The sequence below is a fragment of the Paenarthrobacter sp. NPDC018779 genome, assembly GCF_044391085.1.
GTDB lineage: Bacteria > Actinomycetota > Actinomycetes > Actinomycetales > Micrococcaceae > Arthrobacter.
This window is the reverse complement of record NZ_JBIRZS010000015.1, coordinates 1-18,145: the sequence shown is the minus strand read 5'-3', so window position 1 is coordinate 18,145 and position 18,145 is coordinate 1. Positions and strand designations below refer to the sequence as shown.

The following is an 18,145-nucleotide window of genomic DNA, read 5'->3' as shown; positions in this document are numbered from 1 at the left end:
AAACTGACACGGTTGAGCCGGGACGCCGGGACGGATGCTGGAAGTAGCCCAATAACCCACCTATTTTGAGAGTTGATCTCGATGATGAACAAGAAGCTCGCACACGGACGGCACGTCGAGTGGCTGCGGGCATCGGCACACTTCAACGAAACCGATCTCGGCGAACGGACCGACCTTCAGCTGAAGCGCTCCGGGAAACTCGTTCACCGTCTCCTTCAGGACATGGCAGAAGGCCGCGATACCAGCGAGTCCTCGCCCTGGCCGACGCCTGGCTCCTGACACCCATAATCTGCGGTCCGTAGCGCTTGTTCCCTGGCACTGTGTTCAGGCGCTGCGGCCGCTTCCTTCATTCCAAGAGGCAGAGTTGGACAGTCGTGAATCCGGAGGGATGGCAACCGCGTCCCCGATAGGCCTGGCGTTGGGGGATGACCCGCCCTCAACCCTCGTCATTCCGGTCGACTTCGGCGGTTCGGCGGGGCCGGACCTGGCGACGGCGTGCCTGCTTCTGGACATGCCACCGCGGACGTTGATCAGGCGCCTGTGCCGGACCAAGCACACGGTCAGGTCATTCGCGGCGCCTGCAGCCTCTGCACTGATCGAGGTGCCGTGGGGGAATGACTGGCACCAGATGGGCTATGCATGGAGGCGCGTCAAGACCGTGCCCCAGGGTTCCCTCACACTCTCCGCCCTTGGCGTCACTCTCACAAGCTGCGACGGCTACACGGACGACCTCGTAGTAGGCCGGGTAGGGGAGCCTTTCGCCGACTGCCTCATTGGGCGGGGCGATTCGGTGTGGCTGCGGTCTTCTCAAGCTAACGACTGTTAGTTAGACTCTTTTTGTTACTGCCCTTTGAGGATGAAATGAGTCCATCTCCGCGTGAGCAGGCGAACGCTGCTGTCCTGGAATTCCTGTCGAAACGCGACTGGTCGGCCCAGACGCCCGCCCGGAAGCGGATCCTTCTGGCTTTCCTTCGGCTGGCTGCCACCAACGGTTATAACTCGGTGAGCATGCGTACGCTCGGCCGCGAGTTGGGACTCAAGGCGCCGAGCCTCTACTCGACTTTTCCCCAGGGCAAGGACCAGATTGTGGCGGAGTCGCTCCTTTGGTTTACCCATGGATTCGCCCGCGAGCTTCTGGAAGCCGTTCAGCACATTCCCTGCGCGGGTGACTCGTGGGCGGCCCTTGTCCGCTTCCATGTCATCCAGCAGGTGAGCAGGCCCGAGGCGGAGCTCTGGAACCTGCTGGTTGCCTCGGACAGGGTGGCGGGTTTCTTGGGGGAAGGCCTGCGTCGTGAGTTGTCCCTCTGGCAGAGCCTGCATGAGCAGATGTATGCGGCCGCGGCGGAGGAGATGGGGCTGGCGGTATCCCACCAAACCATTCAGGCCATTTTTACGCTGCTCGACGGCGCTGCCCATTGGTCCGCCTGGGACGGCACGGCTGCCCAGTTGGAAAGCCTGGCGGACCACGGGGTGGCCCTGTCCCGTTCCTTGCTCGAAGTCAGTACCGGAAGCCGCGTCGGTACGTAGCCGGCGCTGTCCCAACATGGCACTGTCCCAACATGGCACACGGCCCCTCCTTAACCCGTCGCTACTGTGATGTGGAACTCAATATTCAGTGATGAGGATTACATGAATAACACCACCCTTGACGCACCAAAGGTGTCGCGTCACACCCAGGAGAACCGGCTCAGCGGCAACATGGGAGTGGGCGAGCTTGTGATGAACGTGCTCGCTTTCTCTTCGCCCTTGGCCACGGTAGCGGGCACCCTTCCGGTCCTGCTGATGTTCAGCGGGCAGACAGCGCCGGCCATCTACCTGCTGGTCACGCTCATGCTGCTGATCTTCTCCGTCGGTTTCGTGAAGATGAGCCGCAGCGTCCAAGGCCCTGGTGGCTTCTACTCTTTTGTCACCGCTGGGCTCGGCAAACCCGCAGGCCTGGGAGGTGCCTTCCTTGCGCTGTTCGGCTACATTTTCATCGGCTTCTTCGCGCCGTCCTTCTTTGGCGTGACGCTCCAGGGCTTCGTGGTCAACACCCTGGGCGGGCCTGACATCCCCTGGTATTGGTACGCGCTGGCCATTACGGCCGTTACCACGCTGCTGGCCTACAACCGCATTGATCTTTCGGCCAAGCTGCTGACCATTGTCATGCTGCTGGAAGTGGCGGTGATCGTTGTGTTCGATGTGGTGTCCTTCTCCACCAACGGACTGGAAGCAGTGCAGGGCGCAGGACTTGCCCTCCCTTCGATCACCGACGCAACTCTGGGACTGGCACTCCTTTTCGCGGTAGGCAACTTCTTCGGTTTCGAGGCAACCGTGATCTACCGGGACGAGGTCAAAAACCCGGACAAGACCATCTCCCGGGCCACCTATCTTGCCGTCGTGGGCATCGGCATCTTCTACGCAGTGGCAGCGTGGGCCTTCATCGCATTCTTCGGTGCGGACAAAATCCAGGCCGAGGCCTCGAGCAACACGGTGAACCTCTTCAATGACGCGCTCGTGGGCCTCGTGGGACGAATCTTCGCGGACGTCGCCGTCATTTTGCTCATCACGTCCGTCCTGGCCTGCATGCTGTCCATCCAGAACATCGCCGCCAGGTACAGTTTTGCCCTTGCCTCGGATCACGCTCTCCCCAGGTTCCTGGGCCGGGTCCATCCGAAGCACAAGTCGCCGTACGTCTCGGCGTTGGCTGTGGGCATCATTTGGGCTGCGGCCACCGTGCTCTTCACGGTCCTGGGCGTTGCCCCGGAGGCGCTGTATCCCATCGCCAGCGGAAGTGGCACCTTTGCCGTGCTGCTCCTGATGTTCATCACGAGCTTCGCCGTCCTGGTCTACTTCATCCGCCGCCGTGGCTTCGCGCCGGAATCGGTGTGGAAGACCATCGTCGCACCCATCATCAGTGTTTTGTTCCTTGGAGCCATCACCTACCTGGCCATCGCCAACTACCCGGAACTGATCGGCGGTTCGGCGGTCCTGACCCTGATCTTCATGACGTTCACGTTCGCGCTCTTCTTCGGCGGCATCATCTATGCCTTCTTCCTGCGGACCAAGCGCCCCGACATCTACGCCCGCCTGGGCCGCCAGCGGATCGACTGAGCCGGAACGGGCGGCCATGGGGCACAGGGCCGCCCGTTCCCAGCGAAGCACTCAGGAAACGGCAACCGCCGCGTCGGGCGAGGCCGGCACTTTTGCCGCCGAAAGCGTCGAAAAAGCGTCAGAGACCGTCCAGTCGAACGCACCCTTCGGCCAGAACCTCCAGCGGTTTGGGCGAAGGCCGTTGCAGGCCATCCAGGTACACGCGGTAGGACACCACGTTCATGCTTGCCGGTCCCGTGGCGCAGTCGCACGAGTAGACATGCGGCATCCACGAATTGCCAAACAGCGCCCGCATCCAGGCCTCGCACTCATTGGCCGAAAGCCTGGCAGGGAGCCCGCTCTCTTCGTGGTGGGCAACCAAGGACAACGTTATGCAGGTCCCCGCTGGTGCCGGTCCGATCGTGAACCAACCCAGCTCGGCGGACTCGGCCACCAGGGTCAGTTTGACGGTGTGGTCTTCCATGGACGGAGTTGGGCCCATGCGGTACTGCTTTCGGGCGGGGTTGAGGCTGCCCGATTCCGAGGTCAGGGTTGCGAGAAAGCTCCGCAGTTCAATGCCGTGTATCCGCTGGATCTTGGCGGTCAACTCCGTAACCGAAGCCGGAGGTGCGGACGGCGCATCGACATGACTTCCCAAACCGTGCACGACGCCTCCCCTGCGACCATTACCCGGGCAGACTACTAGCTGGCAGATTAATAAGCCATAGGAATGCAACTATTCCTGGCGCAAACCTTCCGCGTCCAAAACAAGGCTGGCCGTGATGAACCTCTGGCATTGCTCGCCGAACGGATAACTGCCCTTGGGCGTGAAGGTCAGGGTCCGGACGGGCAAAGCAGTGCCCGATGGCGACGTCCCGGTCATGGTGGCGTCCATGGGAGTCTCGGACAGTGCGGGCAATTCCAGAAGCCCGCGGACGGTCCCGTCAAAAGTGGGCGTCGCCGAGCACACCCCTGCCTCGTTGCACCCCTGGTCGACCGCCACAGTGCCCGGGTTCAGTTCCAGATCCCGCTCGGTGCACACGCCATCCTGGCAGGCCTTGACGTGAAGCATCTCCACCGACTCCGCATAGCTTGCGGCGACCGTCACAGACAGACCCGTCACCTGCCCCACCGCCGGACACGCAACGGGCCCGAGAGAGCAGCTGCCAAGCAACACAGCTGCGCCGGCAAGGGCCAAGGCAACCCCAATTTTCCCCATGGCTTCAGCGTAGGTCCTGGGGGAGGCGGAGGCAGTTCAGGCTGCTCAAACGGTCCTGCATCGTTACACCCGGGAGGCGTCCGATGCGGAACCGCAATCGGCCCCGGCCGCCTTACGCGGGAAGCCGCAACCCGCCGTCGTGCATTTCCGCCAAGCCGTCCCGCAGCAGCCCGTCCAAGGCCCGCTCCAGCTGTTCCGGTGCGGAGTTCAGCCGGTGCAGCGCAGCCAGCGGGATCCCCACACCCGACGGGGCGAACCCGAGGTCCGCGGGCGCCTGCTCGAACATGTCCCGCGGCACGGGCGAGGCCGCCTCGCGCAGCACGGCCATCACGGCTCCGCGCACCTGCCGGTCGGTGCCGTGCCATGCCTGGCCCTTGGGAACGTACGACGGCGGCGGCTCACCCGCTGCGAGCCAAGCGCAGCTTTCGCGTACAGGACAGTCGGCGCACTTGGGGCTGCGCGCCGTGCAAACCATGGCACCGAGTTCCATGACGGAGGCGTTCCAGCGAACCGAGAGCTTGCGGTCCTCGGGGAGGAGGGCGTCGGCCATGCGCATTTCGGCGGCCGTGAGCGTGGGGGCCGGCAGGGCGTGGCCGGAAATGAGCCGGGCGTGCACGCGCCGGATGTTGGTATCCACCACGGTCTCGCGCCGGCCAAAAGCAAAAGCGGCGACGGCGGCAGCCGTGTAATTGCCGACGCCCGGCAGGTCCAACAGCCCGGGATAGTTGTCCGGCACCTCGCCGCCGTGGTCATCCCGGATCGCGACGGCGGCAGCGTGCAGCCTGAGGGCCCGGCGCGGGTATCCCAGCCTGCCCCAATGCCGGACGGCTTCACCCGAAGGCTCCTTGGCCAGATGCGACGGTGTGGGCCAGCGCTCCATCCAATCGAGCCACACGGGAAGGACCCGGACCACAGGCGTTTGTTGGAGCATGACTTCGCTGACCAGGATCCCCCACGCGCTGCAGGCCGGATCGCGCCACGGAAGGTCGCGGGCGGTCCGGGCAAACCACTGGTCCAAAGCCTCGTGGAGCTGCGTCAATTCATCGGTGTCTGGGAGTGCCATGCTGCCCCCTACTCTAATGGAACCGATGGCGGCCAGTGCCCGTGCGGGAGGCCATGGTGGACGTCACATTGCCGGCCGGCGGCGTGGTGGTGGGGTGCATGGAGCGCGCGCCGCCTAGCCTAGAAACATGGCCACCCAGGGTAAGCAGCAGTCGTCCGCGCGCTCAGCCGCGCCGACGCGAAAGCGACGCCCGAGCCCTGCCGTGTACCGCCGTCGTCGTCTGGTGGTGCTCATCGGCTTGCTGGTAGTGATCGCCCTGCTGATTGCCGGTGTCTCGGCCATCACCCGTGCCATCGCCGGCGGCAGTGAGCCCCAGGCTGTGAGCACGCCCCCTGCGACTACCGCCCCCACGCCTGTCAGCACACCGTCCGCGGGGGCAGCGACGCCGTCGGCCTCGCCCACTCCGGTGTGCGACTTCAACCTCATGACCGTGGCCGCGAAAACGGACAAGGCCGCTTACGCCGCCGAGGAGCTTCCGATGCTCACCATGACCATCACCAACGGCGGATCGGCGCCGTGCGAGGTGAACGTGGGCACCTCACAAATGGAGTACGTGATCATGAGCGGCGCGGACCGGATCTTCTCCTCCAAGGACTGCCAGACCGGTGGCGTGGACCTCATCAAGACCATCCAGCCCGGAAAGAGCGAGACGGCCAACTTCCCGTGGCAGCGCAACCGCACATTGGAAGGCTGCGGCGCCATCACGGCCAAGCCGGGTGCCGGCGGCGCGTATTACACGTTCGAGGCGCGGCTGGGTAACAAGGCGAGCCCGAAGGCCGTCTTCCAGTTGAACTAACGCTGCTTGAGCGTGATGTACGACGGCGGCAATCGCCTTAACAGCGGCAGTCGCGTTAGAGGAACCGGTCCAGGAGGCTGGCTTCAGCCATCCGGCTGAGCCCTTCCCGGACCGTACGGGCGCGCTGGTCGCCGATGCCATCCACCGTCATGAGATCGTCGATGGTTGCCGCCATGAGGTTCTGGAGTCCGCCGAAGTAGTCCACCAAACGGTCGGCCACTGCCTTCGGCACGGACTTCAGGCCCGAGAGCAGGCGGTAGCCACGGGGCTGGACCACTGCGTCCAGTTGTTCCACGCCACCGGCAAAACCGATGATGTGGGCAATCTTGCTGAGGTCGATCAACTCGGTGGGACCCAGGTTCAGCAGCGCCTGGACGGCCTCTTCGATCTCCTCAGGTGTGGCGTCCGGGTCCGAATAGTCGCGGATGATGACGTCGCTGCCCGGACCGCGTCCCGTGGTGAGTTCCTCCAGCTGCAGTGACAGCAGGCGGCCGTCCTCGCCAAGTTCCAGGACGTACTGGGCGATTTCCTCCGAGATGCGGCGGACCATTTCCTGCCGCTGCAAGGTCACGGCAACATCCCTGACGGTGACCAGCGCTTCGATTTCCAAAGCCGAGAGCGAGCTGGTGACCTGGTCCAGCCGTGCACTGTACCGTTCCAGGGTTGCGAGGGCCTGGTTTGCGCGGGCCAGCACCTTCTCGGAGCCCTCCAGGACATGGCGGAGGCCGTTCACGTAAAGGGCGATGATCTGCATGGACTGGCTCACCGAGATCACCGGAACACCGGTCTGGATGGCCACACGCTCCGCCGTGCGGTGACGGGTGCCGGATTCCTGGGTTTCGATGCTTGAATCCGGAACCAGCTGGACCGCGGCCTTGATGATGTTACTGGCGTCCTTGTCGCACACGATGGCGCCGTCCATCTTGGCCAGCTCGCGAAGGCGCGTGGGGGAGAAGTCGATGCCGATCTCGAATCCACCCGAACAGATGGAGTCGATGGTGCGGTCCGAGCCCAGCACGATCAATGCGCCGGTGCGGCCACGAAGGATCCGTTCCAGTCCGTCACGCAACGAGGTTCCGGGCGCGACTCTGGCCAGAGTCGCCTTGAGCGATTCTTCCGGGCTCCGGGCCATGGGGTTTCCCTTCGAAGGTGCAAGCCTCGGCTCACAGACAAGCTGAATCCGGCATCGGGAGGCACCCGCGAAAATGCCCTGATGACGACAAGCACCATGATATGGCTTCCCGGCACCGTTAACCGCACCAGCAAGCCCCAAAGTGGGTCATTTTGTTATGTTCGCGGATGCCTCGAAAGGGCTCAGGCGTGCCCACCGCAGAGGCAGACTTTTGACTTCACTGGCGGGGTACTAAGTGGGCGGAGATCACTGCGGTGCTGGCTTCCAGATCCAGACTGCCGGATGCGACTCCCACGACGAGGTCGAAGCCTTGGTCTGTGTTGAAGTCATGGCGATAGCCATTGATCCACAGAAGTAGCACCATGAGGGTCCAGGCGGTGCGCTTGTTGCCGTCAATCAGCGGGTGAAACTTGGCCACAGACTCCAGAAGTGCAGCGGCCTTTTGGCTGAGCCCGGGATAGGCGTCAACGCCCATCACGGAGGTCGCCGGGCGGGCAAGTGCAGAAGCCAGCAAGCCGACGTCCCGGATGTGGAACCCGTAGCGATCGATGACCTGGAGGGCGTCTTCTATGTCCAGATACTCTGTCACGCGTCTTCAAGGCGCTTGAGCAGTTCCTTGTCATGGTCCATCACGAAGTTCAAGCCCTCGTTGATTTCCTTGCGACGGTGATGGCGCTGAAGGATCAATTCGGCACCCTGGAGGAGAAGTGCAGATTTAGATGTATGTTCCTCGGCTGCAAGTGCTTCCAACTGCTGGTCGAGTTCCTTGGGAACGCGGAGATTCATAGCCATACCAAATGGTACCAAAACAGTACCAATCGAAAATCAGTAATCCACTTGGCGCTTCAGCTTGTTCCCGAGCCACAGCATCGCGAGGCTCACGATGAGGAAGCCCACGGCGATCGCGATCGCATAGATGATCACGCCACCCCATCCACCAGCCCGGTCCGGGTTGATGAACCAATACGGGTACCAGTTCACGATCGATCCCCGGACAAGGCTGTAGACCAGGTAAGCAATGGGATAGATCAGCCAGTACGGGATGTGCCGGAGTTCCAGCTTTGCCCGGGGCGGCTGGAAGAGCCAGTCGGCCACCATCACCACGGGCATGAGGTAGTGCACCACGAAGTTGACCCACGGAACCATGGAGCCGAGATCCTCTCCCGCCAGCAGGGCGCCGAAGACAATACCGACCACGGCCATGGCGATCGTCGCGGTTCCGCGGGTAACGTCGTCCGCCTCGCTGGGCCGTTTCCCGATGAGCACCCGGTAGCCACTGATCAGCAGGACGATGGCGGCGAAGATGTTGGACAGGTTGGTGAAGTAGCTGAAGAAGTTGCCGACGTCGTAACCCAGCCCTATGTGGACCACCAGTTGCGTCGCCACGGCAACCAGGGTCAGAAGGCCAAAGAAAAAGCGTCCCCCGATAAGCACAGTTCTCTTGGTCATGGGTCTTATCCTTGCCGACGCCCGTGCTGACGGGGGTTCGACACCCCGCATCGGCTACGTGATGAGCAGTTCCAGGGCCTCCGCCAGATGCCCTACTTCGCGGACCGAGAAGCCATCAGGAATCGCCCCGGCACCCGCCGGACTCGCCGGAACAATCGCGTGGGTGAAGCCCAGGCGGTGGGCCTCCTGGATCCGTTGGTTGATACCCGGGACAGGCCGCACCTCGCCGGCCAGGCCAACCTCGCCAAAAGCAATGAGCCGCTGGGGGAGTGCCTTCCGGGACTTGGCCGAAGCGACAGCCAAGGCAACAGCGAGGTCCGTGGCCGGTTCGGTGAGCTTCACTCCGCCAACAGTTGCCACGTAGGAGTCGTCCTTGTGGAGCATGCAGCCTGCCCGCTGTTGCAGGACGGCGAGGAGCATGGCCACCCTGGAACTCTCGAGGCCGCTGGTCGCACGCCGAGGCTGGGCATTCGCGCTTTCTGCCAGGAGCGACTGCACCTCGGCCAGCAGCGGCCGGCGGCCCTCCATGGTCACCGTGATGCAGGTGCCCGAGACGGGTTCGCGCGTCCGCGACACGAAGAGCCCGCTGGGATCGGCAAGACCCTCGATGCCGGCCTCGTTCAGGTCGAAGCATCCGACGTCGTCCGTGGCGCCGTAGCGGTTCTTGACGGCGCGGAGCAGCCTCAACCGGGAATGGCGCTCGCCTTCGAACTGGCACACCACATCGACCAAGTGCTCCAGCAGGCGCGGACCGGCGATGGTCCCTTCCTTGGTCACGTGGCCCACCAGCAGCGTGGTCATGTTGCGCCGCTTTGCAGCAGCGATGATGGAGGCCGCCACCTCGCGGACCTGCGATACGCCTCCGGCGCTGCCCTCGACGTCCGCACTGCTCAGGGTCTGCACGGAGTCCACGATGAGGAGCTTGGGTTCCAGCTTCTCTACCTGCCCCAGTGCTTGGCCGAGGTCTGTTTCCGCCGACAGATACAGGGTGTGGGCGACGGCGTCGATCCGCTCAGCGCGCAGCTTCACCTGCGCCGCCGACTCCTCGCCCGTGACGTACAGGACGTCCTGCCCGGTGCGGGCGAACTTCGCGGCAACGTCCAGCAGGAGCGTGGACTTCCCGACGCCGGGTTCCCCGGCAAGCAGGATCACGGCACCCGGGACGAGCCCTCCACCCAGGACGCGGTCGAGTTCGTCCACCCCGGTGGGGAGGAAGGCCGCCGTCGTCCCATCCACCTCGGCGATGCGGCGGGCAGGCTCCAAAACGGTGGCAGCCGCCGTGGTGCGGGCAACCGTGGCACCGTACTCCTCAACGGTTCCCCACGCCTGGCACTCGCCGCAACGACCCACCCATTTGATGGCGGTCCAGCCGCATTCGGCACATTTGTACGCAGGGGTCTTGGAAGTGCGGGAGGTCTTTGAAGCCATGGATCCAAGGTTAGTGCGGACCACTGACAGAAAAGGACGGCCCGCCAACCCCGAGGGGCTGACGGGCCGTCCTGTCCCAGCTTGGAATGCTTACTGGACCACGCCCGTGCTCGAGTACCCAATCTGGATCCTCGAGCCCGTTGGCAGCGCGCCAATCGGCTGGCTGATGACTACATCAATCATGGTGACGATGATGCTGGTGGACGACTTGCTGACCTTGTGCAGGGTGACCGTACCCAAACCTGCCACATTGACCACCGTGTTCGGAGCAACCGATGCATTGATGGCCGGCAAGCCAGCAACCCTCAGGTTGGTGAACGTGGACGTATCAGTCAACGTCACCGTCGTACCCGTCGCCGCCCTCGTTGCACTGGTCTCCGCCTTGATGCCGTCGGCCTGGATTGCCCCATTGAGGAGGTTGAGCCCCGCAATCGTATTGGTGACCGTGACCTTCGGCTGTGGGGTCAGGACTCCGGTGGTTGCCGTGGAGGAAGCCCCCGCGGTTGCCAACCCCAGGATGTTGGTGGAAGCCAGGTTGGCATTGTTGGTTCCGCCACCGCACTTGGCGTAGGCCAGGGCCGTGGGGTTGGACCCCAGCAAACCGTTGGCCAGGACAGCCCGCGTGCTGAAGCCCGTTCCGGCCAGGTAGCCGGTCTGTGCCGGACCCAGGCCGGCGGTGCTGACGCCCACGCGGATGTCCGTTCCCACCTTGATCCCGGCGAGCCCTGTCTTGAGGACTTCAACCCGCAGCGCCGTAGTCGTGACGATGTAGCCGCCGGTGACGGCTCGTTTCTCCTGGCCGTTGAGGGTCACCTTGCCCACCGATCCCACCAGCGGAACGTTCAGGTCGAGGACCGTGTTGGGTGCCGGATTGGCGCTGACCGGAAGGCCCAGGACCTTGAGGTTGGCGATGGTTGTGGCATTGGTGCCAGAGAAGGCGCCGCTGGTGTTCTTGTCAGCGGAACTGGCCGAAGTGATGGTCCCCGCGGTGATGAGTCCGCCAAGCAGGTTGGTGCCGGCGACGGTTGACTGCGCTTCGATGCGTTTTCCTGTGGCGGTCAACAGGGTTTTCACGCTCGTGGACGCGGCGCCCACAGTTCCCACAGCGGGAACGTTCAATCCTGCGGCTGTATTGGTGGCAGTCCTTCCGGTAGCACCCGTGCAGCTGACGCCCGAATTCGCTGTTGGACCAGAAGTCAGCGTCTTGTCTGCGTTGAAAATGTAGGAACCGTAAGCCGATCCGGAAAACCCGGTGGCTACTTGTGCTGGTGTTGTGGCGGCTGTGGCCGGCGCCATGGGCCCGGCAAGTGCAACAGCCAAAGCACCCGTTAAAGCAAGCAAGGAACGTTTCATGTATGTCTCCCCAGATGATTACATGCGAACCCGTGAATGTGCTCACGATGGTGCATAGGCTACCGAGTAGTTGCCTTCGCAACAATAATTTTGGGAGAGGAATTTAGGCCCGGCAGCCAATACTTAAGAGGACCGGCCGTGCCTTGCCGCATCCACGAACACCGCCAGGCCCAGCACACCCAGTGCCACCCCAAGCGACGCCACTACGTCCGTGAGCCAGTGGTACCCCAAGTAGAGCCGGCTGTAGGCGACCACCAGCGTGAGGAGGGCGGCACCGGCGTAGGCGAGTACCGCCGTCGTACGCGCACCGGAACGCGAGACGAGCAAATAGGCCAGGACCGACGCGAAAACCGCGGCACCGAGCGTGTGGCCGGAGGGGAAGGACAGGGCGTCGTCGGGGCCCAGGAGGAAGTCCGACGACGGCGGGCGGGATCGCGAGACCTCCAACTTGATGACGGTGGCCAGGACCACTGAGAGAACCATGGACCCCAGCAGGACGGCGGGTCGCCAGACTTCGCGCTTCCAAACGGCCCACACGATGGCGACGAGGCCGCCAATCACGGACATCACCGTGGGCGAGGTGACCTCGGTAACCGCGCTGAGGAAGGCCGTGGAAGCGGGGTTGCGGGAGTCCACCACGAACGTGTGGACGGCACCGTCGAGGGTTGCCAGGCCACTGGAGGACAGGACGGCGGCGAACATCAGCCAGAACACCACGTCCCCGGCAACGAACAGCGATCCGGCCCACAGGAACAGCAGTCGCTGGCGCAACCGCAGGGCTGGCGCCGGCTTGAAGCGCAGGGAGGGGCGCACTGGGGTAGCAGGAAGCATCGGCCCATTCTCGCAAAAGGGTCTGGTGCTTTGCTGGGAGCACCCTACAACGGCGGGAGGACCGCGCGGGCTTCCTCGGGTTCCAGCCCGCTCGCTTCCAGCAGGTCCACCATGAGCGGCCGGAACAGCATCACCACGGTTTCGCCCTCAAGCCGGTGCACGTCCAGCATCTTGGGGTGGAGCCGTGAAGCGATCACGGTGAGGTCGGACCGGGCGCGGCGCAAATGGGCCCGGCGGGTTCCTTCGCTCTGCTCGGAGAGTCCTATGGTCAGCTCATCCACGGCCGCGGCGGTTTCCATCAGGACTTCCGAAATGGTGTCGGTCGCTTCGTCGGACAATGCGGCGTGGTTGATGGCGCTGGTCAGCCGGCGGGCGAAGACCCGGCTGTTACGCAGTGCGAGGTCGATGTACTCCAGCGAATGTTCCAGGCTGGCGAGTTCGTCACGGTGCCGGCGGTGGGCAGGGGCGAGCGTGGCCACTTCGCCTGATGCCCGCAGGGTCTGCCGCATGCGGTCCACCAGTGGCTGGCAATTGCGGCCGCGGATCAAGGCGTGCCACGCAGTGGTCGAGTCACTGTCCAGCATCGCCTTGGCGCACTCGCGCAGGATCTCGGCAAGCTCGTGCAGGATTTTCTGGACGTCCTTCCTGGGCTCCTGGCGCGGATCCTTCGGGACCAGGATGGTCACCAGCAGGGCGGCCACACCGCCCACCACGGCATCCAGGCTGCGCGTGAACGGTCCGCCGGCAGGTGCCGGCAGCAGCACCACCAGCAGCGACTGCAACCCCAGTTGCGTGGTGAAGATCGTGCCGCTGTCCAGGAACCTGGCCAGCAGGATGGAGAAAAGAAGGACGACGGCGGCCTGCCAGATTCCGGCGCCCAGCCAGTGGAGCAGGAGGTCGCCAACCACGATGCCCAACGTGCAGCCCAGGCCCACCTCGATCACGCGGCGCAGGCGCGGATCGCGGGAGAAGCCCAGGGCAATCAAGGATGACGTGGCAGCGAACAGGGGGCCCTGATGTCCCAGGACGTACTCGGCAAACGCGTAAGCGCCCACGGCACACACGGTCATTTGAACCGCGGGCACAAGGGAAGTCCGGCTCCGGACCAAGCCCGTCCTCAGGCGGGTACGGACAAACCTCTTGCTTGCGGAAAGTCCCTTCGTGGCGGCCATGCCTTCCAGTCTATTTGCCGGACCGCACCAGCTCTCGAACCTGGCGGGCGGAACAGCCGTCGCCAACGCCCGGACGGGAACGCAAGCACCGCTCAAGGTGGCGCGCGCCACATAACCCAATGGTCCGCCGTCGTTCACTTCCCGTTCACTTTCCACCACAGGTCCCGTTACCTGCGCTCCTTACCGTCAGTAAAGGCACAAAAGGTCCCATAGATCACTCACGCCGGAAACTCCGTTCGGCAGCATCTGAAAATCCCTGGAAGGGGCACATTCAAGTGAAGGCAACTCACTTCGGCCGCAACGCGGCAATCGCGGTCATCGCAGCTGGCGCACTCGCGCTCACCGCTTGTGGTTCGGACAACGCAACCGGTACCTCGGCCGGCACCCAGTCCGCCGCTTCCGGCACCAAGGTCACTGGCACGCTCACGGGCATCGGCGCCTCCTCCACCGGCGCTGCAATGGATTCCTGGAAGGCCGGCTTCGCTACCGCCAACCAGGGCGCCACCGTTCAGTACTCCCCGGATGGTTCCGGCGCAGGCCGCAAGGCCATCATCGACGGTTCGGCACAGTTCGCCGGTTCCGACGCCTACCTCAAGGACGACGAGCTTGAGGCTTCCAAGGCCAAGTGCGGCCCCGAGGGTGCCATCAACATCCCGGTCTACATCTCCCCGATCGCCGTTGCCTTCAACGTCCCGGGCATCACCGACCTGAAGCTGGACGCCACCACGGTTGCCAAGATCTTCCGCGGCCAGATCACCAACTGGAACGATCCCGCCATCGCAGCCCTGAACGCCGGCGTCACCCTGCCGGACCTCAAGGTCACCCCGGTCAACCGCTCGGACGACTCCGGCACCACCTCCAACTTCACCGACTACCTCGCAGCTGCTGCTCCCGAGGTTTGGACCGACAAGGCTGCAGGCGTTTGGCCCGCATCCCTGAAGGGCGAGAACGCCAAGGGCACTTCCGGTGTGGTCAAGACCGTTACCGACACCGCCGGCGCCGTGACCTACGCTGACGACTCCGCCGTTTCCGGCAAGCTGGGCACCGCTTCCATCAAGGTTGGCGAAGAGTTCGTAAAGATCTCCGCTGACGCCGCTGCCAAGGCTGTTGAAGCAGGCAAGCCCGTTGACGGCCGCGCCACCAACGACGTCGCCATCAAGCTGGACCGCAAGACCACCGCTTCCGGCGCCTACCCGGTGGTGCTCGTCTCCTACCACGTAGTGTGCACCACCTACGAAACCAAGGCTGTTGCAGACCTGGTCAAGGCCTTCGAAACCTACGTCGTCTCCGACGAGGGCCAGAAGACCGCCGCTGACGCCGCAAAGTCCGCACCGCTCTCCAAGACGCTGCAGGACAAGGCCAAGGCCGCTATCGAAACCATCAAAGCCAAGTCCTAGGGTTTCCCGGCGGGTTTTGACTGAACCCGGCTGAACATCGAAGTTCCCTGTCCCGCTTGCCGGTGGCCGAAGTGCCGCTGGGCGGGGCAGGGAACTTAGCCATGTAAGACCAGTTCACTCCAGACTGAAGGATCGTGAAGTGACCACCAACTCCCTGACAACCTCCCAAGGCGCAGGCCGCGCCGGGGACAAGGTTTTCTCCGGGGCCGCCATGGCCGCAGGGTGCCTGATTCTCGCGGTTCTCTTCGGAGTCGCGTTGTTCCTTGTGGTTCAGGCCATCCCGGCGCTCGTCGCTCCACCGGAGAACATCCAAGGCGGGCACGGCTTCTTTGCCTACATCGCCCCGATCGTGGTCGGCACGCTGATCGCCGCCGTGATCGCCCTCGTCATCGCCACCCCCGTGGCCATTGGCGTGGCACTGTTCATCTCGCACTACGCACCCCGCCGGCTCGCTTCGGGCCTGGGCTACGTGGTGGACCTCCTCGCTGCCATTCCCTCCGTTGTCTACGGTGCCTGGGGTGCGGCGTTCCTGGCCAAGGAAATCTCCCCGGCCTACGACTGGCTGGCGAACAACCTGGGCTGGATCCCGCTCTTCCAAGGCCCCGCCTCCGCCACAGGCAAAACCATCCTGACCGCGGGCATCGTCCTGTCCGTCATGGTCCTGCCGATCATCACCTCCCTGTCCCGCGAAATCTTCCTGCAGACCCCCAAGCTGCACGAGGAAGCCGCCCTGGCGCTGGGAGCCACGCGCTGGGAAATGATCAAAATGGCCGTGCTGCCCTTCGGCCGTCCGGGCATCATCAGCGCGATCATGCTGGGCCTGGGCCGAGCGCTGGGTGAAACCATGGCCGTAGCCCTGGTGCTCTCCTCCGGCGTGCTGACCGCGAGCCTGATCCAGTCCGGCAACCAGACCATCGCTGCCGAAATCGCCCTGAACTTCCCCGAAGCCAGCGGCATCAAGGTGAACACGCTGATCGCTGCCGGCCTGGTGCTGTTCGTCATCACCCTTGGCGTGAACATGATTGCCCGCTGGATCATCAGCAAGCACAAAGAATTCTCGGGAGCCAACTAAATGACCGCCACAGTAGTCCGCAAGCGCTCAGCGCTCACCAAGGGCCAACTGCCGAAGTTCGCGCCCTACATTGTCCTGGCAGTCGCCTTGATCCTCGGTGCCGCCATCCTGGCACTCATCGGCTTCAACGGCTTCGGCTGGGGATTGGTCTCGGCCATCCTGTTCACCGTAGGCCTGGTCGCTTGGAGCGGCGCCGTTGAAGGTGCCCGCAAGGCCAAGGACAAGCTGGCCACCTGCCTTGTGGTTGGTGCCTTCCTTGTTGCGCTCCTGCCGCTGGTCTCGGTCATTTGGACCGTGCTGGTGAACGGCATCCCCGGCCTGATCACTCCGGGCTTCCTGGGCACCTCCATGAACGGAGTGACCGGCGCCTTCGACAACAAGGCAGTGGAAGAGGGCGGCAAGGTCCTCGGCGGCATCTACCACGCGCTGCTCGGCACCATCCAGATCACCCTGCTGGCCACCGTCATCTCGGTGCCTGTTGGCCTGCTGACCGCGATCTACCTGGTGGAGTACGGTAACGACCGCCCGCTGGCCCGCGCCATCACGTTCTTCGTGGACGTCATGACCGGCATCCCGTCCATCGTGGCAGGCCTCTTCGCAGCAGCGTTCTTCTTCGCCATCGTGGGGCCCGGAACCAAGACCGGTGCGGTAGCCGCCGTCGCGCTTTCCGTCCTCATGATCCCGGTGGTTGTCCGCTCCAGCGAGGAAATGCTCAAGATCGTTCCGAACGAGCTCCGCGAAGCTTCCTACGCCCTGGGCGTCCGCAAGTGGCGCACCATTGTGAAGGTGGTCATTCCGACGGCGATCTCCGGCATCGCGTCCGGCGTCACCTTGGCAATCGCCCGCGTGATCGGCGAGACCGCGCCGATCCTGGTCACCGCCGGGTTCGCCACAACCATCAACAACAACGTGTTCGGCGGATGGATGGCTTCCCTCCCCACGTTTATCTACACGCAGATCCTCAACCCGACGTCGCCGTCCAACCCTGGCCCCTCGGACCAGCGTGCTTGGGGCGCCGCCCTGGTGCTGATCATCCTGGTGATGCTCCTGAACCTCGGAGCACGCCTCATCGCCCGCATCTTCGCTCCCAAGACGGGCCGCTAAGCCGGGCTCCGGCCCCGGCCACACCACAAACTTCCAGACCCCCAAGGAACAAAGGAACATCATGTCCAAGCGCATCGACGTCAAAGACTTGAATGTCTACTACGGCAACTTCCTTGCCGTTGAAGGCGTCAACATCAACATCGAAGCCAAGTCCGTCACGGCCTTCATCGGCCCGTCCGGCTGTGGCAAGTCCACCTTCCTGCGCACCCTGAACCGCATGCACGAGGTCCTTCCGGGCGCCCGTGTTGAGGGTGAAGTCCTGCTCGACGGCGACAACCTCTACGGTCCCGGCGTGGACCCCGTCACCGTCCGCACCCAGGTTGGCATGGTCTTCCAGCGCCCCAACCCGTTCCCCACCATGTCCATCCGGGACAACGTGCTGGCCGGTGTGAAGCTGAACAACAAGAAGATCTCCAAGGGCGCGGCCGACGCCCTGGTTGAGAAGTCCCTCGTGGGCGCCAACCTCTGGAACGAAGTCAAGGACCGCCTGGACAAGCCCGGCTCCGGCCTTTCCGGCGGCCAGCAGCAGCGTCTGTGCATCGCCCGTGCCATCGCCGTTGAACCCCAGGTGATCCTCATGGACGAGCCCTGCTCCGCCCTGGACCCCATCTCCACCCTGGCTGTCGAGGACCTCATCAACGAGCTCAAAGACCAGTACACCGTGGTGATCGTTACCCACAACATGCAGCAGGCCGCCCGCGTCTCGGACAAGACTGCCTTCTTCAACATCGCCGGCACCGGTAAGCCGGGCAAGCTGATCGAGTTCGCTGACACCACGTCCATCTTCAACAACCCGTCCCAGAAGGCCACCGAGGACTACGTGTCCGGCCGCTTCGGATAAGGGTTCCGCAGGCTCCGGCTTCTATGGGGGGAGCCGGCGAATTACGACGGCGGCCGTCGCCTTGGGGGTACGGCCGCCGTCGCTTTTTCGTACCCAACTAAGTCGCAGTTCAGGTCGTTCCCAGCGCTGGGAACGACCTGAACTGCGACCCAGTTGGGTTTACAGGTCCGCGAGGGGCGAGAAGGCCAGCTCGAGGATGAAAGCCACGGCCGCGGG

20 protein-coding genes are annotated in these 18,145 nt (G+C 63.9%); 9 read left to right on the top strand and 11 right to left on the bottom strand.

From position 1 onward, the window contains the following. Positions 1-81: 81 nt before the first annotated feature. The 4 genes from ACH488_RS15235 (at position 82) to ACH488_RS15220 (ending at position 3,093) form a co-directional block, all read left to right on the top strand. The gene (locus tag ACH488_RS15235; protein ID WP_397325399.1) at positions 82-279 is read left to right on the top strand and encodes a hypothetical protein; all 198 of its coding nucleotides are present in this window, start codon (positions 82-84) and stop codon (positions 277-279) included. Between the two features lie 109 nt (positions 280-388). Next, the gene (locus tag ACH488_RS15230; RefSeq protein WP_397325398.1) at positions 389-826 is read left to right on the top strand and encodes a hypothetical protein; all 438 of its coding nucleotides are present in this window, start codon (positions 389-391) and stop codon (positions 824-826) included. 35 nt (positions 827-861) lie between these two features. Beyond that, complete coding sequence (locus ACH488_RS15225; RefSeq protein WP_397325397.1) at positions 862-1,527, top strand: TetR/AcrR family transcriptional regulator; 666 nt, start codon at positions 862-864, stop codon at positions 1,525-1,527. Positions 1,528-1,629: 102 nt separating this feature from the next. After that, on the top strand, positions 1,630-3,093 hold the full coding sequence (locus tag ACH488_RS15220) for an APC family permease (RefSeq protein ID WP_397325396.1): 1,464 nt from the start codon (positions 1,630-1,632) through the stop codon (positions 3,091-3,093). Positions 3,094-3,211: 118 nt separating this feature from the next. Here the strand turns inward: ACH488_RS15220 and ACH488_RS15215 are convergent, their stop codons facing one another. From ACH488_RS15215 to ACH488_RS15205, 3 genes are all read right to left on the bottom strand, one after another. Next, positions 3,212-3,679 carry a hypothetical protein gene (locus tag ACH488_RS15215; protein ID WP_397325395.1) on the bottom strand — a complete coding sequence of 156 codons (468 nt, stop codon included), beginning with the start codon at positions 3,677-3,679 and terminating at the stop codon, positions 3,212-3,214. 129 nt (positions 3,680-3,808) lie between these two features. Beyond that, positions 3,809-4,291: a hypothetical protein gene (locus ACH488_RS15210; protein ID WP_397325394.1), complete on the bottom strand. Its 483-nt coding sequence runs from the start codon at positions 4,289-4,291 to the stop codon at positions 3,809-3,811. A gap of 112 nt (positions 4,292-4,403) precedes the next feature. Next, complete coding sequence (locus tag ACH488_RS15205; protein WP_397325393.1) at positions 4,404-5,354, bottom strand: A/G-specific adenine glycosylase; 951 nt, start codon at positions 5,352-5,354, stop codon at positions 4,404-4,406. A gap of 127 nt (positions 5,355-5,481) precedes the next feature. Here ACH488_RS15205 and ACH488_RS15200 point away from each other — a divergent pair, with 127 nt between their 5' ends. Next, positions 5,482-6,150 carry a hypothetical protein gene (locus ACH488_RS15200; protein ID WP_397325392.1) on the top strand — a complete coding sequence of 223 codons (669 nt, stop codon included), beginning with the start codon at positions 5,482-5,484 and terminating at the stop codon, positions 6,148-6,150. Between the two features lie 55 nt (positions 6,151-6,205). Here ACH488_RS15200 and disA read toward each other — a convergent pair whose 3' ends face one another. The 8 genes from disA to ACH488_RS15160 form a co-directional block, all read right to left on the bottom strand. Continuing rightward, on the bottom strand, positions 6,206-7,282 hold the full coding sequence (gene disA, locus ACH488_RS15195; protein ID WP_397325391.1) for a DNA integrity scanning diadenylate cyclase DisA: 1,077 nt from the start codon (positions 7,280-7,282) through the stop codon (positions 6,206-6,208). A gap of 217 nt (positions 7,283-7,499) precedes the next feature. Next, positions 7,500-7,871 carry a type II toxin-antitoxin system death-on-curing family toxin gene (locus ACH488_RS15190; RefSeq protein ID WP_397325390.1) on the bottom strand — a complete coding sequence of 124 codons (372 nt, stop codon included), beginning with the start codon at positions 7,869-7,871 and terminating at the stop codon, positions 7,500-7,502. After that, positions 7,868-8,074, bottom strand: a complete 207-nt coding sequence (locus ACH488_RS15185) for a hypothetical protein (RefSeq protein ID WP_397325389.1) — start codon at positions 8,072-8,074, stop codon at positions 7,868-7,870. Before ACH488_RS15185 ends, ACH488_RS15190 begins: the two co-directional genes overlap by 4 nt. Positions 8,075-8,107: 33 nt before the next feature. Continuing rightward, on the bottom strand, positions 8,108-8,731 hold the full coding sequence (locus ACH488_RS15180) for a Pr6Pr family membrane protein (RefSeq protein WP_397325388.1): 624 nt from the start codon (positions 8,729-8,731) through the stop codon (positions 8,108-8,110). A gap of 54 nt (positions 8,732-8,785) precedes the next feature. Beyond that, positions 8,786-10,159, bottom strand: a complete 1,374-nt coding sequence (gene radA, locus ACH488_RS15175; RefSeq protein WP_397325387.1) for a DNA repair protein RadA — start codon at positions 10,157-10,159, stop codon at positions 8,786-8,788. Between the two features lie 90 nt (positions 10,160-10,249). Beyond that, on the bottom strand, positions 10,250-11,512 hold the full coding sequence (locus ACH488_RS15170) for a choice-of-anchor P family protein (RefSeq protein WP_397325386.1): 1,263 nt from the start codon (positions 11,510-11,512) through the stop codon (positions 10,250-10,252). A gap of 123 nt (positions 11,513-11,635) precedes the next feature. Next, positions 11,636-12,343 (bottom strand): phosphatase PAP2 family protein, encoded by a 708-nt coding sequence (locus tag ACH488_RS15165; protein ID WP_397325385.1) that lies wholly within the window; start codon positions 12,341-12,343, stop codon positions 11,636-11,638. Between the two features lie 44 nt (positions 12,344-12,387). After that, positions 12,388-13,515, bottom strand: a complete 1,128-nt coding sequence (locus ACH488_RS15160) for an aromatic acid exporter family protein (protein WP_397325384.1) — start codon at positions 13,513-13,515, stop codon at positions 12,388-12,390. A 275-nt stretch (positions 13,516-13,790) separates the two neighbouring features. Between ACH488_RS15160 and pstS the strand changes: the two genes are divergently transcribed. From pstS to pstB, 4 genes are all read left to right on the top strand, one after another. Then, a complete protein-coding gene (gene pstS, locus ACH488_RS15155; protein WP_397325383.1) occupies positions 13,791-14,912 on the top strand; it encodes a phosphate ABC transporter substrate-binding protein PstS in 1,122 nt (373 codons plus the stop codon). A 139-nt stretch (positions 14,913-15,051) separates the two neighbouring features. After that, positions 15,052-15,984: a phosphate ABC transporter permease subunit PstC gene (gene pstC, locus ACH488_RS15150; RefSeq protein ID WP_397325382.1), complete on the top strand. Its 933-nt coding sequence runs from the start codon at positions 15,052-15,054 to the stop codon at positions 15,982-15,984. Continuing rightward, complete coding sequence (pstA, locus tag ACH488_RS15145) at positions 15,985-17,088, top strand: phosphate ABC transporter permease PstA (protein ID WP_397325381.1); 1,104 nt, start codon at positions 15,985-15,987, stop codon at positions 17,086-17,088. 61 nt (positions 17,089-17,149) lie between these two features. Then, on the top strand, positions 17,150-17,929 hold the full coding sequence (pstB, locus tag ACH488_RS15140) for a phosphate ABC transporter ATP-binding protein PstB (RefSeq protein ID WP_387438981.1): 780 nt from the start codon (positions 17,150-17,152) through the stop codon (positions 17,927-17,929). Positions 17,930-18,145 lie beyond the last annotated feature (216 nt).

Coding starts and splice junctions, on each gene's coding strand:
- radA (WP_397325387.1), bottom strand. CDS start 10,159: ATGGCTTCAAAGACCTCCCGCACTTCCAAGACCCCTGCGTACAAATGT.
- ACH488_RS15225 (WP_397325397.1), top strand. CDS start 862: ATGAGTCCATCTCCGCGTGAGCAGGCGAACGCTGCTGTCCTGGAATTC.
- ACH488_RS15170 (WP_397325386.1), bottom strand. CDS start 11,512: ATGAAACGTTCCTTGCTTGCTTTAACGGGTGCTTTGGCTGTTGCACTT.
- pstA (WP_397325381.1), top strand. CDS start 15,985: ATGACCGCCACAGTAGTCCGCAAGCGCTCAGCGCTCACCAAGGGCCAA.
- ACH488_RS15235 (WP_397325399.1), top strand. CDS start 82: ATGATGAACAAGAAGCTCGCACACGGACGGCACGTCGAGTGGCTGCGG.
- ACH488_RS15200 (WP_397325392.1), top strand. CDS start 5,482: ATGGCCACCCAGGGTAAGCAGCAGTCGTCCGCGCGCTCAGCCGCGCCG.
- ACH488_RS15160 (WP_397325384.1), bottom strand. CDS start 13,515: ATGGCCGCCACGAAGGGACTTTCCGCAAGCAAGAGGTTTGTCCGTACC.
- ACH488_RS15165 (WP_397325385.1), bottom strand. CDS start 12,343: ATGCTTCCTGCTACCCCAGTGCGCCCCTCCCTGCGCTTCAAGCCGGCG.
- ACH488_RS15210 (WP_397325394.1), bottom strand. CDS start 4,291: ATGGGGAAAATTGGGGTTGCCTTGGCCCTTGCCGGCGCAGCTGTGTTG.
- ACH488_RS15230 (WP_397325398.1), top strand. CDS start 389: ATGGCAACCGCGTCCCCGATAGGCCTGGCGTTGGGGGATGACCCGCCC.
- ACH488_RS15220 (WP_397325396.1), top strand. CDS start 1,630: ATGAATAACACCACCCTTGACGCACCAAAGGTGTCGCGTCACACCCAG.
- ACH488_RS15180 (WP_397325388.1), bottom strand. CDS start 8,731: ATGACCAAGAGAACTGTGCTTATCGGGGGACGCTTTTTCTTTGGCCTT.
- pstB (WP_387438981.1), top strand. CDS start 17,150: ATGTCCAAGCGCATCGACGTCAAAGACTTGAATGTCTACTACGGCAAC.
- disA (WP_397325391.1), bottom strand. CDS start 7,282: ATGGCCCGGAGCCCGGAAGAATCGCTCAAGGCGACTCTGGCCAGAGTC.
- ACH488_RS15205 (WP_397325393.1), bottom strand. CDS start 5,354: ATGGCACTCCCAGACACCGATGAATTGACGCAGCTCCACGAGGCTTTG.
- ACH488_RS15185 (WP_397325389.1), bottom strand. CDS start 8,074: ATGGCTATGAATCTCCGCGTTCCCAAGGAACTCGACCAGCAGTTGGAA.